This window comes from Duganella sp. BJB476, assembly GCF_003416895.1.
Classification (GTDB): domain Bacteria; phylum Pseudomonadota; class Gammaproteobacteria; order Burkholderiales; family Burkholderiaceae_D; genus Rugamonas.
Map to the genome: position 1 here is coordinate 57,610 of NZ_QVIO01000006.1, position 12,649 is coordinate 70,258.

Here is a 12,649-nt window from a genome sequence, read left to right on the forward strand (position 1 = left end):
CGTCATGAGCTGACCGGCAGCAGGTTGGCGCATGGCGCGCCGTTCATGTGGCAGGCCAGGTTGGCGAAGGTGACGGCGGCGATCTCGCGCATCGCTTCGATCGTGAAGAAGCCCTGGTGGCCGGTGACCAGCACATTGGGGAAGGTCATCAGGCGCTGGAACACGTCGTCGGCGATGATGTCGCTGGAGTGGTCGTGGAAGAACAGGCTGGCCTCCTGTTCGTAGACGTCGATCGCCAGCGCGCCCAGTTGGCGCGACTTGAGCGCTTCGATCACGGCGGCGGTGTCGATCAGTGCGCCGCGCGAGGTGTTGACCAGCATCGCGCCCGGCTTCATGCGCGCCAGGCTGGCGGCGTCGATCATGTGGCGCGTGGCTTCCATCAGCGGGCAATGCAGGGAGACGATGTCCGATGCGGCCAGCAGCTGGTCCAGGGTGACGCGGGTGACCACGCCGTCCAGCTGCGGCGCCGGCGCCGGATCGCTGACCAGCACCGTGCAACCCAGTCCCTTGAAGATGCGCGCCGCCGCCGTGCCGATCTGGCCGGCGCCGACGATGCCGACGGTCTTGCCGTGCAGCGTCATGCCCAGCAAGCCGTCCAGCGCGAAGTTGCCTTCGCGGACGCGCGCGTAGGCGCGGTGCGTGTGGCGGTTGAGCGTCATCACCAATGCCAGCGCGTGCTCGGCCACCGCTTCCGGCGCGTAGGCCGGCACCCGCGCCATGAACAGGCCGAGGCGCGCGGCGGCGTTCAGGTCGACGTGGTTGAAGCCGGCGCAGCGCAGCAGCACGGCGCGCACGCCCAGCGCGTGCAAGGCTTGCAGCACGGCGGCGTCCAGCTGGTCGTTGACGAATACGCAGATGGCGGTGCAGCCTTGCGCCAGCGGCACGGTGTCCAGCGTCAGCGGATCGGAGAAGTAGACCGCGTCGACCGCATGCTGTTGGCGTGCTTCGTCGAGGAAGCGGCGGTCGTAGGGCTGGGCGCTGTAGACGGCGATCTTCATGGCGCTTCGATGTCGGGAACGATGACCAGCAAATCGGTCACGCCGATGTCGACGCCTGCTTGCGACAGCAAGGTGCTGGCCTGGCCGCGATGGTGGGTCTGGTGGTTGAAGAAGTGCTGCACCACGCCGCCGAAGGACTTGCAAAACCGGTCGCCCTTGGTGTTGCTGTATTCGAAGGCGTGCGCCAGGTCGGCCGCGCTGACCTGTGCCGCCCATTGCGTGATGATGGCGTCCAGTTGCTGGCGGTAGGCCAGCAGCGGTGGCAGGTCTTCGCCGAAGCTGTGCGTCAGTCCGGACGGGGCGGGCAGGTCCCGCATGCATTCCAGCGCGCTGAATCTGGCCGGATGGGTGGCGAAGCGGCGCAGCCAGATGGTGTCGCCGGCCAGCAGGTGGTTCATGGTGCCGAGCAGGGAACCGAAGAAGGCCTTGCGGTCGGCGGCCAGTTCGCCGTGCGGCAGCTTCGCTGCGGCGGCGTACAGCTTCTGGTTCATGGAGGCGTTGTAGGCCGCCATCAGGACGGTGGATTCTGGTGTCATTTTGGGAGCGCGCCTGGTTCTGGTTGCAGGAAGATCATTTGGTTGGCCGCGTTCAGCCTGTTGCGGCCTTCATGTTCGTCGATTTTCTTTTTCGGCGCCAGCATGTCGAGCAGGTCGCGGGTGTGGGCCGCGCTGGATGGAACGGTAAGGTCCTCGACCAGCTTGTCCAGCAGGTACTTGACGGTGCGTGTCGATTGGCTGGCCGATTGATCCAGCGTGGCCTTGGCCAGCGCGCCGTCTTCGTACGCCAGCGCGGCATTGCTGCTGGCGTTGTCGTCGACCAGCACGTAGTTGTAGTTCTGCGATGCGCGGTCGAGCGTCAGGGCCAGTATGCCGTCCGCCTTGCTGGGCGCGTGGTAGCTGGCCTTGAGCTGCGATTGCTGTTGCTGCGCGACCGAGCGGTCCAACTGGCTGTGGCCTTGCACGCTGGTGCTTTGCGAGGCCTGGTAATCGAAGCTGTCATGCTCGCTGAGACGCAGCGGATTGGGCGATGTTTCGGTCTGCGTGATGGAGGCGCTGAAATCGGCCAGGCCGGTGAGGATGGCGTGGTCCTGGTCCTCCAGCGTGACCCGCTGCTGCGGCGCGGCGGGCTGCTGGCCGTAGTTGCTGTGCATCTCGGTGAAGGCGTCCTTGAACAGGCCTGTCAGCTCGGCGTCGCCGTGGCCGCGCGAGGCGGCCTGGTCGAACTGGTGCAGGTAGTTGGCCAGTGCCTTGGCCTGCTGTTCCTTGCTGCCCCAGGCTACGGGCTGGCTCAGGTCGACGCTGATCTTCGCTTCTCCGGTCGGGCCGTTGAAACGCACCGAGCGTTGTTTGGCGTCGGCGTGGAAGTCCAGTTGCTGCGTATCGGTTGCGTTCAGTTTGATGTGCGAGTGCAGGTCCACCGACGACAGCATGGAGGCGTCGAATCCGGTCAGGCCGGACAGGTCGATTTTCGGCGGCACGGCGGCCAGGCCGTCGATCGCTTGTTGAAAGGCGCCGGAGAGTTTGGCCAGCGCCGCGCGCTCGTCGTCGCTGAGTTTTCCGCTGCTTTTCACCTGCACCGCGACGCCGTTGTCCGAGCTGTCCAGCGCCAGGCTGACTTTGACGCCGCTCCTGGTGGTGATGGTCAGGCCGGCCTGGTCGTCGCCGACGCGATGCAGCGGCGGCAGCTGCGCGTACAGCAACGCATCGTAGGTGCCGGTGCGCGGATCCTGGGACGGCTGCTGCACCGATTGCGAGTAGTCCGAGCTATCGGTCTTGAAGCGTTCCAGCAGCGCGGCGCCCAGGTTCTTGAAGCGGCTGGCGGCAGGCAGGTAGCTGTAGTTGCGCGCGACCAGTGCGGAGATGGCGTCCTTGTTGTTGCGCTCCCAGACCAGCGGCGCGCGCGGAGCGCCATCCACCGCCTGTGCGTCGGCAGCGCTGAGCGTTACCACAGAGGCGGGCGTGGCGAGCGGCGCGATGCCGTCGGCAGCGGTGGACGAAATGCCGGACGTCTCCGCCGTGGCGGGCGGAGACGTGGGTGGACTGCTTTTGCTTAACGGGGTTAAGGTTGTCATAACCTTATTATACGGCGAGATCCCTTCAGTGCAGCTTCACCGGCGGCAGTATCTTCGCACGTAGCCAGTCGACCAGCGCCTGGGTGACCACGCGCGCCGTGCCGTGCAAACTGAGCAGGTGCTTCTGGTACAGCAGCTGATACAACAGGCTCGCCGTGGCGCCGCCCACGCGGATGCTCTTGCCGGTGATGGCGCCGGTCAGCACACCCACCGCAGCCTGCGGTCCCAGCGAAACCAGCGAGCCGTAGTCGTGATAGCGGAAGTCCGGACGCGGCGTGCCGGTGCGGCGGGCCAGCAGGTCGGCCAGGAACATCGCCTGCTGGTGCGCTACCTGCGCGCGCGGCGGCGCCGCACCCTTGATCGGGCAGACGTAGCTGGCGCAATCGCCCAGCGCGTAGATCTGGCTGTCGTTGGCGGAGCACAGGCTGGAGTCCACCACGATCTGGCGCAGATGGTTGACGGTCAGGCCAAACGTCGCGCACAGCTGCGGCGCTTCGACGCCTGCCGCCCACAAGGTCAGGTCGGCGCAGTGGGTGTTGCCGGCGCCATCGATCACGGCGTCTTTCTGTACCTCGGCGACGACGGTGCTGGTCAGTACATCGATGCCGAGCGCGCGCAGCTCGCGCGCCGCGCGGTTGGCCTGCTGCGGATGCAGCTGCGGCAGCAGGTGCTGACCGCGTTCGAGGATGCTGATGCGGATATCGGTTTCCGGGTTCAGCGTGTGCACGCGGTAGGCGGCCAAGGCGCGGGCGCTGTTGCTCAACTCCGCCGCCAGCTCGACGCCGGTGGCGCCGCCGCCGACGATGACCACGTCGACGCCGGTCTTCTGTTCGCCGGCCTTGATGCAGGCTTCGATGAAGCGGCGGCGGAAGGCTTCGGCTTCGTCCACGCTGTCGAGCGTGAGGGCGTGTTTGGAGGCGCCGGGCACGTTGTAGAAGTTCGTCACTGCGCCCAGTGCCAGCACCAGCTTGTCGTAGGCGACGGTGCGGCAGACGCCATCGGTGCCGCTGCCCTTGCGTGGGGCCAGGGTGATGGTTTGGTGGGCGCGGTCCACGCACAGCACTTCGCCTTGCACGAATTCGAAATCATGCTCGACGGCCTGGGCGGGGAAGGACAGTTCTTCCACGCGGGGATCGCATTTGCCGGAAGCGACTGTGTGCAGCAAGGGCTTCCAGAAGTGGCCTGGGTTGCGGTCCACCAGCAGCACGCGGGCGCGCTTGCTGGCGCCGAGGGTGTCGCCCAACCGGGTTGCGAGCTCGAGTCCGCCCGCACCGCCTCCTACGATGACGATGGTTTCCATGTTGCGCCTCCAGATAAGTAAAAAAATCTGTGCCGCGGCCACGATGCCGCGTGATGCTATGCCGCCAGCTCGTGCTTTGCGCGCTGGTCCGGCGTGTAGGGGCTTGAGCGCAGCTCGCGCAGCGCGTCGAATGTGATGAACTGGCGTGGACGTACCACCTCGTTGCCGTACGGGGCGACGGAGACGGTCCACAGGCCGGCTTCCTCGGCGGCGCGCAAGCCCGGCACCGCGGTGTCGATGGCGATGGCGTCCTGCGGCGCAACGCCCATGGCGTTCAGCGCGCGGGCGTAAGGGCCGGTGCCGGAAGGGCCGTCGAAACTGGCGCCGCCGGTGACCACGGTGAACAGGCTGTTGACATCGGCGCCGAAGCAGCCGCTCAGCAGCGCCGAGGTGGCGGGCGCCGGCAGGTCGGTCAGCACGCAGATCTTGCAGCCGGCGTTGAGCGCGTCGTCGATCAGGGCCAGCGCGGCCGGCAAGGCCTTGGGCGGCTGGGCGCTGATTGCCTGATGGAACTGGCGGTGCTTGTCGGCGAACAGTTCGGCCACGCGGGCCTTGTCGCGCGAGAGCAGCTCGCAGGCGATGGCGGAACCGATGGCGCGGGCATAGCCGTGGGTGGCGGCGGCTGCGCGCAGCGCCGGCAAGGTCCAGCGTACCGACAGGCCGGCGTTGGCAAACGCCGCGTTGCATGCTGCAAGGTGCAGTGCTTCGGTGTCGAACAGTACGCCGTCCAGGCCCAGGAAGATTACGTCGATGCTCATGTCGGTCTCGCTTAAAACGATGTCAGATGATTATGAATATACGGGTACAATGAACAAAAGAAAAATTAAACATTTTGAATAATCGATAAGGAACGACTTATGTATCACGCCAGCTTTCGCCAGCTACAGTCGCTGGTATTGGTAGCGCGCCACGAGAGCGTGTCGCGCGCGGCGGACGCGCTGCATGTGACGCAGCCTGCAGTTTCGTTGCAAATCCGCACACTGGAGGAGATTGCCGGGATTCCGCTGACGCGCAAGGTCGGCCGCAACATCCAGCTGACGGCGGCCGGCGAGGTGATGGTGGAATTCTCCGAACGCATCCTGCGGCTGTGGGAGCAGGCCGGCGACGAGCTGGCGGCGCTGCAGGGCGTCACCAGCGGTACCTTGCGCATCGGCGCGGTGACCACGGCGGAGCACTTGCTGCCGCCGTTGCTGGTGCCGTTCACGATCGAGCGGCCGGACGTGCGGCTCAAGCTGCAGGTGGGGAACCGGGCGGAGATCGTGCAGATGCTGGCGCGCCACGAGATCGAGCTGGCCATCATGGGCACGCCGCCACGTGAGCTGCGCACCAATGCCGCCAAGTTTGCGCGGCATCCGATGGCGTTTGTCGCCAGCCCCACGCATCCGCTGATGAAGAAGAAAAAGATCACGCTGAACGACGTGATGGCGGCCAACCTGATGGTGCGCGAACGCGGTTCGGGTACGCGCACGGCGGTGGAGCGGCTGCTGCGCGATGCCGGGCATCCGCTGGAGTTCGGTTCCGAAGTATCGAGCAACGAGGCTATCAAACGGATGGTGTCGGCCGGGCTGGGGCTGGGCTTCCTGTCGGTGCACGCCTGCGGCCTGGAGTTCGAGGCCGGCCTGCTGGCGATCCTGCCGATGCAGGAGAATCCGGTGGAGGCGGACTGGCACATCATGCACCTGACCGGCCAGCCCATCCCCAAGGTGGCGGCCGCGTTCCAGGATTTCGTCATCGAGAACGGCCAGGACCTGGTGCGGCGCGAGCTGGAAAGTTTCTACAAGCTGCTGGGGCGGCAGCGCAAGCGGGGCTGAGTCGTATAGGTGGAATGACCGATACACCTGTGCGTACTGTTTGCATAAGTGTACTGGTACAGTTAAGCACACTTTCCCTACAATGGGTGTTCTTGCCTGCTACCGGATACGCCCATGTCGCCCGATCTGTTATTTCCTCTTTGTACCTTTGCCGCCATCACGACCATCACGCCCGGCCCGAATAACGCCATGATGCTGGCCTCGGGCTTGAATCATGGCTTTACGCGCTCACTGCCGCATTTGTTCGGCATCTGCTGCGGCTTCACGTTCATGATCTTCGCCACCGGCCTGGGCTTGCACGCGGTGTTCGAGCAGGTGCCGATGTTGCAGCTGATCCTGAAGTACGCCGGTGCGCTCTACATGTTGTGGCTGGCTTGGAAGCTGGCGCATGCGGCGCCGATGAGCGCGGAGCAGGCCGGGCGGTCCAAGCCGATGAGCTTTGCCGGCGCGGCGGCCTTCCAGTGGATCAATCCCAAGGCCTGGGTGATGGCGATAGGCGCACTCACCACGTATCTGCCGCCTGGTTTCAGGGTGCTGGATGTGGCGCTGCTGGCGGGGGTGTTCGGCGTGATCGGAGTATTCTGCGTCGGCTCGTGGGCGGTGTTCGGCGTGGCGATGCGGCGTGTGCTGCAGGATGCGCGTTCGGTGCGTATCTTCAATGTGGCGATGGCCTTGCTGCTGGTCGCCAGCTTGTATCCGATCCTGATAACATGACCTTTTAACGTCTTCCGAGGATTTTCGATGTTGCGTCTGATTGCTACCGCCTTGTTGTTGAGTACTCCGCTGATGGCTGCCGCCGCCACCTTGCCGTCGGATTTGATGCGGCCGGTGCCGGAGCAAGCCGCGCGCGGCATCGCCGTCAGCTGGGAGTTCAGGGTAGAGGTGGAGTCGGACCAGTTGAAGGACATCGAGCCGTGCCGCAGGGTGCTGGCCGAGCGCGGCTTCTATCCGTTGCTGTCCAAGACGGCCAGCTCCAGCGCGCCGGCGCTGCATTTCAAGATCGTTGGCGCCAAGCAGTATCCGCAGGCCGACATCGACGCCGACGCCGCGCTGGAGGCGATACAGCAGGCCAAGTGCCCCGCAACGCTGACCTGGACGGTGGAGTCCAAGGTGCGCCAGGCGGTCCGCTAGCGCTTCTGATATTCCGCTGGTAAATGGTTCAATTTTGAACTATGCTGTTCAAAATTGAACCATTTACCAGCGTGACGCCGTCAGGAGCCTATCCATGAATCTCATCTTTCGCCTGTTGTATGTGCTGGTCGCCTCGCTGTTCCGGCCCCGGCTGCCGGTCGGGGCGGCCACCAGCGAACTGTCGCTGCTGACCTTTCCCAACGACCTGGACATCAATCTGCACGTGAACAACGGGCGTTACCTGACGCTGTGCGATTTGAACCGGGTAGACCTGTTCATCCGCTCCGGCCTGGTGAAGCAGATGCGGCGGCATGGCTGGATGCCCGTCATCACCGAGCACACGATGACTTACCGCAAGCAGCTGGGTGTGTTCCAGCGTTTCACCGCCACCATGCACCTGACCCATTGGGACGAACGGCATTTCTTCATGACGCATCGTTTCTCGGTCGGCGACAAGCTCATCGCGGAAGGCACGTCCAAGGGCCTGCTCCTCAGCAAGCAGGGCGTGATCGCGCCGGAGACGGTGATTGCCGCGCTGCAGGCCGCGCGCTGACCAGCGGCCAGTCGCGCGTCTACAGCAGCGTTTCCAGCTGAGCGGAAACGCGGTCCATCACGCGCTGGATATCGGCCAGTTCTCGTTCCGAGGCCCCGGCCACCATGACGCTCACCACGTCGGACTGGATCTTCATGGCCTGGGCCGCCAGTTTCATGCCGTCGCCGGTCAGGGCCAGGCGCTTGGAACGGGCATCGCTGGCGTCGGCGGTGCGGGTGACCAGGCCGCGCTCCTCCATTTGCGACAGCAACATGCTCACGCCGCTTTTGGTGATGAAGCAGCGCGCCGCCAGCTCGCGCTGGCTCAGTCCCGGTGTGGTGGCCAGCGTGGCCAGCACTTCCAGGTCACCGACCCGCAGCTGGATATCGGCCAGCCGGTGGCTGACCACGGTTTCGCACAGATTGTAGGCGCGGACAGCCGACAGCCAGGCCTGCGTGCCGTGCGGTGATGAACGGGGTTTCATGAGTGATAGTAGGGGCGGATGCCGATTGTTCAAAGTTGTACCAATTTACCACAAGCCTCTGTGGCGTTACGGCAGCCGCAGTGCGTGCAGGTTGGCGCAGATCGTCGCCAGGTCGGCCGGCTGCGTGGCTTGCAGCGCCTGCAGGTAGCCGCGCGCGAACTGGACGGTTGCACCGGCCGCGTCGTGCTGCTGGCCCAGCTCCCGCAACAGCCGGTCGGCGACCACCAGGTCGTTGTGGCGGCCCAATTCCTCTTGCGTGGCGGACAGGGTTTTCAGATACGTCCGCAGCGCCTTGCCGCTGTGCAGGGAATGGAAGAACTCCAGCGCGTAACGGGCTCGCTTGGCGGCGATGCGTGTGCGGTGGATGCTGTCCGGCGCGTCGTCGTCCATGCGTTGCGAGCGTCTCATCAGCTTCTTGTGCAGGCGCTTCATGGTGCGGTTGGCGAAGTCGATTGCCGGCTCGTCCATGCCCTCGGCCGGCAGCTGCATCCATAAGCCCATCGTCAGCAGCAGGCGCGTGTAGCGTTGCGAGAGCAGGGCTTGCGCCGCTTCGCGCCGCTTGGCGTGGGCGGTCTTGAGCGCCAGCGCTTGCAGGTCCAGCACGCTGTTGCGGCCGCCGGGATTGGCCTGGATATGCGTCAGCGTGGACGCCAGCAGCACATCCCAATCGCGCGCCGCGCCCAGTTCTGTGCCCAGCCAGATGATGTCTTCCTGCAAGGCGGGCGGGCAGGGCGCGGCTGCTTCGAACAGCTTCAGCGCCGAGCGCAGGCGGCGCACGCCCACGCGCATCTGGTGCAGCGTTTCCGCGTCGTCGCCTTCGATGACGGCGTTTTCGTTGCGCTGGATGTGCTGCAGGCAGTTGTTGAGGATGGCCAGCCGCGCGTCGGCAGCAGTGGCGTCCGGCGCCAGCGACAGGCTTTGCGCGCGGTGCGGCACGGTGCCGGTCTGGCGGCACAGCATGTAGCCGCGCTCGGCCTTGTTGGTGTTGCTGAGGCGCATGGGGATCTGCTCCTGCAGCTGCAAGGCGAAGGCGAACAGGCTGGCCGGGTCGCCGTCTTTCAGTTCCAGTTCGATTTCGTTGACCGGCACCTGATGGCCGTGGCGCTCGATGTGGCCGTGGTCGAGCACCAGTTCGATGTGGTTGCCGTCGACGTCCAGGTCCCAGCTGTGGCGCTGCACCGTGACCACGAACAGCGGTTCCAGCCGGGCTTTCAGGTCGTCGCCGTCCAGCACGTCCAGCCATTGCTGCTGGTCGCCGATCAGCTTGCGCAGCTTGCCCAGGCGCGGCCATGGACGGTCGACCGGGCCTTCCCATTCATTACGCCGATGCAGGCCGCTTTGCACGCTGCCGCCGGCCTTCATGGTTTGCATCCAGGTGCCGTCGATCTTGCGGACGCGCAGGCCGGCGCCGTGGCGCAGCAGGTGCAGGTCCGGCGTGTCGAAGTAGCGAGCCGACAGTGGCTGCGAGCGCACCGGCGCGCGCGCGTGGGCGGCGATCAGCGGGTGTTGCAGCAGCTGGTCGTTGTCGGCGGGCGAGAGCAGTAGTTTGAGTTCGACTTCCATTGCTTCAGTGTAGAGGAAAAGCCGGCGTGCATCGCGCACGCCAGTGCCGGTGTTGATCGATATCGAGACTAGCGTGGATTCGGCAGATTCCGCAGAACTTGCGCCCACGCGGGCACGGCGGCGCGCCAGAAGGCGTCGATGTTGTCGGCCTGCAGGTCCATGCCAAGGAAGCGGGCGGCGGGCAGCATGGCGTCCTGCAACAGCTGTTGCGGGGCGGCGCCGTTGTCGAAGGCCATGGCGCCGGTCTGCTTGGATAGTTTCTCGCCCAGTTCGTTGGTCACCACCGGCACGTGCAGGTAGCTCGGTTGCGGCAGTCCCAGTACTTGTTGCAGGTAGAGCTGGCGCGGCGTGGAGTCGAGCAGGTCGGCGCCGCGAACGATGTCGGTGATGCCCTGGGCGCCGTCGTCGACCACCACGGCCAGCTGGTAGGCCCAGAAGCCGTCGGCGCGCTTGATGACGAAGTCGCCGACGTCGTCGGTCAGGTCCTGGCTGACCGGGCCGGCCCAGCGGTCGTCGAAGCGCAGCACGCAGTGTGGCGCTTGCGGCACTTTGAGCCGCAGGGCGCGGGCGCTCTTGCCGGCGGCGAGGCCGTGGCGGCAGGTGCCGGGGTAGATCAGCGCCTGCGCCTGGCGGCCGGTCAGGCTCAGCTGCGAATCGGCGATTTCCTTGCGCGAGCAGCCGCAGGGGTAGACCAGGTCGCCCAGCTGCCGCAAGGCTTGCTGGTACAGGTCGGTGCGACGGCTTTGCCAGGTGACGTCACCGTCCCAGCGCATGCCGCAGCGTTGCAGCGAGGCCAGGATGTGTTCGTCGGCGCCGGCCACGTTGCGGTCGCCGTCAACGTCTTCGATGCGCACCAGCCATAGTCCTTGGTGCACTTTGGCGTCCAGGTAGCTGGCCATGGCGGCCACCAGCGAGCCGATATGCAGTGGGCCGGTGGGTGAGGGGGCGAAGCGGCCGAGGTAGGGAACTGAATTCTTCATCGACCAGATTGTAAACGAAGCGAACCGCCGCCCGCTCGCCGCACGCAGATGTTTACTGCACCTTGACCGCCACGTTCGGGCTTTGTTCGCCGAACCAGGCCACGTTATCCTGCAGCATTTGCCATTGGAAGTTATACACGCCGGGCTTGGCCGGCGCCGTGACGGTGAAGTTGAATTGCTTCTGCTGGCCGGGCTTGACCAGTTCCGCCGGCGCGCTGTTGAGTGCGATGCGGTTCGGTCCCCACAGGTTGTTGTCAGGATTCAGCGTGCCCAGTTTGTAGTTCACCAACGCCCAGTTGTTGCTGCCGGTGTTGTTGAACGTGATGCTGACGTTGTACGATTGTCCCGCCTTCATCACGCTGGGCACGTTCTGGGTCACGAAGTGCGAATTGCGGGCGATTTCATGATACGACTTGACCACGTAGGCGGCGGGCCGCAGGCTGCCGTCCTGGTTGATCAGCGACATCGGATGCTGATCGTCGCTCAACGACAGGCTCCAGAAGGCGCTGCCCACGTTCTGACGCTGCAGTTCGTTGAAGTAGGCCCGGTAGGCGGCCGCCTGCGCGGCCTCGTCGGGGACATGGTCCGGCACGTTGTAGCCGAACTCGCCGACGATCATCGGCATAGAGCCGCTCTCGGCCTTTGCCAGGCGCATCGTGCCCTCGGTGGTGTAGGCCATCTGCGGCATGTTGGTCTGGTACAGATGCGGCGAGGCGAAGGATTCGATATCCGTCCAGTAGTGCATGAACGGCAGCGGCGAATCGCCCACCGTGGTCGGCTTGTTGGACGGATCGTTGGCGCGCACCAGGTTGTACATCGCGTGCACGCCATCGACCACGTTCTGGTAATCGGAAGTGTTGGGCAGGCAGTCCGACGTCGATGCGAACCACAGCGGCTCGTTGTTCAGGTCCCACGCCATGACGGCGGGATGGGAGTACATCGTGCGGATGAAGCTGGCCGCGCTCTGGTCCACCTGGATGTAGCCCTGTTCCCAGCTGCAGGCGCCGTTATATTTGTCGTAGCCTCCGATCGCCAGGATCACGCGCAGGCCGTAGCTCATGGCGATGTCCAGGTCTTTTTTGACGGCCGTGTACAGCGCGCTGGTGTCGCTGCCGTTGAGGGGAATCGCGACCGCCATACGCAGCGCGTTCAGGTTCATGTCCTGCGCGGACTTGGAGATGGTGGCCATCTGGGCCTCGGTGGGAATCCAGCCCAGCACGCCGTCCGGACGGGTGGTCGCGCTTTCCAGCACGTTGGCGCCGCGGAAGTGGTCGAAGTCGAAGTCCGAGGCGGTGACCGGCGCGGGCGGCAGGGTCGGGGCGAAATTGGTGCGGATTTCGGGCGTGGCGATGGAATAGACCACCACATTGGGCGACTTGTCGCCGAACCAGGCTTCGCCTTCCTTCAACATCTGCCATTGGAAGTTAAACGGCTGCAGCTTGCTGGCGGCGGTGTAGGGGCCGTTGACCGGGAAGGTGAAGGTCCTGGTCGCTCCGGGCGGCACCGTCTCGCCGGGGGCCAGGTCGACCCGGGTGGTGTGCCAGTTCCAGGTGTTGGCCGGTTCGCCGAGACGGAACGAGCCGGCGGTCCAGGTGGTCGTGCCGGTGTTTTTGAAGGTGACCGAGACGGTGTAGCTGGCGCTGGCTGCCGTGCTGTCCATCACCGATTGGGAGACGTACTGCGCGTTGTGGCCGGCCTGCGCCTGCATTGCGAAGCCGAGGCCGGTGCATAAAAGGATGGGAGTTAGAAACTGTTTCATATTTTCCTGGAAGGTTGGGC

Annotated in this window: 13 protein-coding genes; 4 read left to right on the plus strand and 9 right to left on the minus strand. The window is 65.2% G+C overall.

The window, feature by feature from the left end; all coding sequences use genetic code 11:
* Nucleotides 1-2: 2 nt before the first annotated feature.
* Genes D0T21_RS22180 through D0T21_RS22200 form a run of 5 tightly spaced genes read right to left on the minus strand, consistent with a single transcriptional unit; the run spans nucleotide 3 to nucleotide 5,127 of the window.
* The gene (locus D0T21_RS22180) at nucleotides 3-998 is read right to left on the minus strand and encodes a 2-hydroxyacid dehydrogenase (RefSeq protein WP_116993572.1); all 996 of its coding nucleotides are present in this window, start codon (nucleotides 996-998) and stop codon (nucleotides 3-5) included.
* Nucleotides 995-1,534: a DinB family protein gene (locus tag D0T21_RS22185; protein ID WP_229211596.1), complete on the minus strand. Its 540-nt coding sequence runs from the start codon at nucleotides 1,532-1,534 to the stop codon at nucleotides 995-997. The genes D0T21_RS22180 and D0T21_RS22185 overlap by 4 nt, the downstream gene beginning before the upstream one ends.
* Nucleotides 1,531-3,069: a hypothetical protein gene (locus tag D0T21_RS22190; protein WP_229211597.1), complete on the minus strand. Its 1,539-nt coding sequence runs from the start codon at nucleotides 3,067-3,069 to the stop codon at nucleotides 1,531-1,533. Before D0T21_RS22190 ends, D0T21_RS22185 begins: the two co-directional genes overlap by 4 nt.
* A gap of 25 nt (nucleotides 3,070-3,094) precedes the next feature.
* Nucleotides 3,095-4,369 (minus strand): NAD(P)/FAD-dependent oxidoreductase, encoded by a 1,275-nt coding sequence (locus tag D0T21_RS22195; RefSeq protein WP_116993571.1) that lies wholly within the window; start codon nucleotides 4,367-4,369, stop codon nucleotides 3,095-3,097.
* 56 nt (nucleotides 4,370-4,425) lie between these two features.
* Entirely contained in the window at nucleotides 4,426-5,127 is a 702-nt protein-coding gene (locus D0T21_RS22200) for an HAD family hydrolase (RefSeq protein WP_116993570.1), read from the minus strand.
* 99 nt (nucleotides 5,128-5,226) lie between these two features.
* Here D0T21_RS22200 and D0T21_RS22205 point away from each other — a divergent pair, with 99 nt between their 5' ends.
* The 4 genes from D0T21_RS22205 (at nucleotide 5,227) to D0T21_RS22220 (ending at nucleotide 7,864) form a co-directional block, all read left to right on the plus strand.
* Nucleotides 5,227-6,180 (plus strand): LysR family transcriptional regulator, encoded by a 954-nt coding sequence (locus tag D0T21_RS22205; protein WP_116993569.1) that lies wholly within the window; start codon nucleotides 5,227-5,229, stop codon nucleotides 6,178-6,180.
* Nucleotides 6,181-6,294: 114 nt separating this feature from the next.
* Nucleotides 6,295-6,894, plus strand: a complete 600-nt coding sequence (locus D0T21_RS22210; RefSeq protein ID WP_116993568.1) for a LysE family translocator — start codon at nucleotides 6,295-6,297, stop codon at nucleotides 6,892-6,894.
* Nucleotides 6,895-6,921: 27 nt separating this feature from the next.
* Nucleotides 6,922-7,311, plus strand: coding sequence for a hypothetical protein (locus D0T21_RS22215; RefSeq protein WP_116993567.1), 390 nt, complete (start codon nucleotides 6,922-6,924; stop codon nucleotides 7,309-7,311).
* A gap of 94 nt (nucleotides 7,312-7,405) precedes the next feature.
* Nucleotides 7,406-7,864, plus strand: coding sequence for a thioesterase family protein (locus D0T21_RS22220; protein WP_116993566.1), 459 nt, complete (start codon nucleotides 7,406-7,408; stop codon nucleotides 7,862-7,864).
* A gap of 19 nt (nucleotides 7,865-7,883) precedes the next feature.
* On the opposite strand, the gene D0T21_RS22225 is transcribed toward D0T21_RS22220, so the two are convergent.
* The 4 genes from D0T21_RS22225 to D0T21_RS22240 all read right to left on the minus strand — a co-directional run bounded on the left by D0T21_RS22225 (nucleotide 7,884) and on the right by D0T21_RS22240 (nucleotide 12,629).
* Nucleotides 7,884-8,327 (minus strand): MarR family winged helix-turn-helix transcriptional regulator, encoded by a 444-nt coding sequence (locus tag D0T21_RS22225; protein ID WP_116993565.1) that lies wholly within the window; start codon nucleotides 8,325-8,327, stop codon nucleotides 7,884-7,886.
* A gap of 66 nt (nucleotides 8,328-8,393) precedes the next feature.
* Complete coding sequence (locus D0T21_RS22230) at nucleotides 8,394-9,890, minus strand: CYTH and CHAD domain-containing protein (RefSeq protein WP_116993564.1); 1,497 nt, start codon at nucleotides 9,888-9,890, stop codon at nucleotides 8,394-8,396.
* A gap of 68 nt (nucleotides 9,891-9,958) precedes the next feature.
* Complete coding sequence (gluQRS, locus tag D0T21_RS22235) at nucleotides 9,959-10,870, minus strand: tRNA glutamyl-Q(34) synthetase GluQRS (protein WP_116993563.1); 912 nt, start codon at nucleotides 10,868-10,870, stop codon at nucleotides 9,959-9,961.
* A gap of 52 nt (nucleotides 10,871-10,922) precedes the next feature.
* Nucleotides 10,923-12,629, minus strand: coding sequence for an NBR1-Ig-like domain-containing protein (locus tag D0T21_RS22240; RefSeq protein WP_147328156.1), 1,707 nt, complete (start codon nucleotides 12,627-12,629; stop codon nucleotides 10,923-10,925).
* Nucleotides 12,630-12,649: the final 20 nt, after the last annotated feature.

Coding starts and splice junctions, on each gene's coding strand:
- D0T21_RS22215 (WP_116993567.1), top strand. CDS start 6,922: ATGTTGCGTCTGATTGCTACCGCCTTGTTGTTGAGTACTCCGCTGATG.
- D0T21_RS22240 (WP_147328156.1), bottom strand. CDS start 12,629: ATGAAACAGTTTCTAACTCCCATCCTTTTATGCACCGGCCTCGGCTTC.
- D0T21_RS22185 (WP_229211596.1), bottom strand. CDS start 1,534: ATGACACCAGAATCCACCGTCCTGATGGCGGCCTACAACGCCTCCATG.
- D0T21_RS22225 (WP_116993565.1), bottom strand. CDS start 8,327: ATGAAACCCCGTTCATCACCGCACGGCACGCAGGCCTGGCTGTCGGCT.
- D0T21_RS22210 (WP_116993568.1), top strand. CDS start 6,295: ATGTCGCCCGATCTGTTATTTCCTCTTTGTACCTTTGCCGCCATCACG.
- D0T21_RS22190 (WP_229211597.1), bottom strand. CDS start 3,069: ATGACAACCTTAACCCCGTTAAGCAAAAGCAGTCCACCCACGTCTCCG.
- D0T21_RS22220 (WP_116993566.1), top strand. CDS start 7,406: ATGAATCTCATCTTTCGCCTGTTGTATGTGCTGGTCGCCTCGCTGTTC.
- D0T21_RS22230 (WP_116993564.1), bottom strand. CDS start 9,890: ATGGAAGTCGAACTCAAACTACTGCTCTCGCCCGCCGACAACGACCAG.
- D0T21_RS22200 (WP_116993570.1), bottom strand. CDS start 5,127: ATGAGCATCGACGTAATCTTCCTGGGCCTGGACGGCGTACTGTTCGAC.
- D0T21_RS22180 (WP_116993572.1), bottom strand. CDS start 998: ATGAAGATCGCCGTCTACAGCGCCCAGCCCTACGACCGCCGCTTCCTC.
- D0T21_RS22195 (WP_116993571.1), bottom strand. CDS start 4,369: ATGGAAACCATCGTCATCGTAGGAGGCGGTGCGGGCGGACTCGAGCTC.
- D0T21_RS22205 (WP_116993569.1), top strand. CDS start 5,227: ATGTATCACGCCAGCTTTCGCCAGCTACAGTCGCTGGTATTGGTAGCG.
- gluQRS (WP_116993563.1), bottom strand. CDS start 10,870: ATGAAGAATTCAGTTCCCTACCTCGGCCGCTTCGCCCCCTCACCCACC.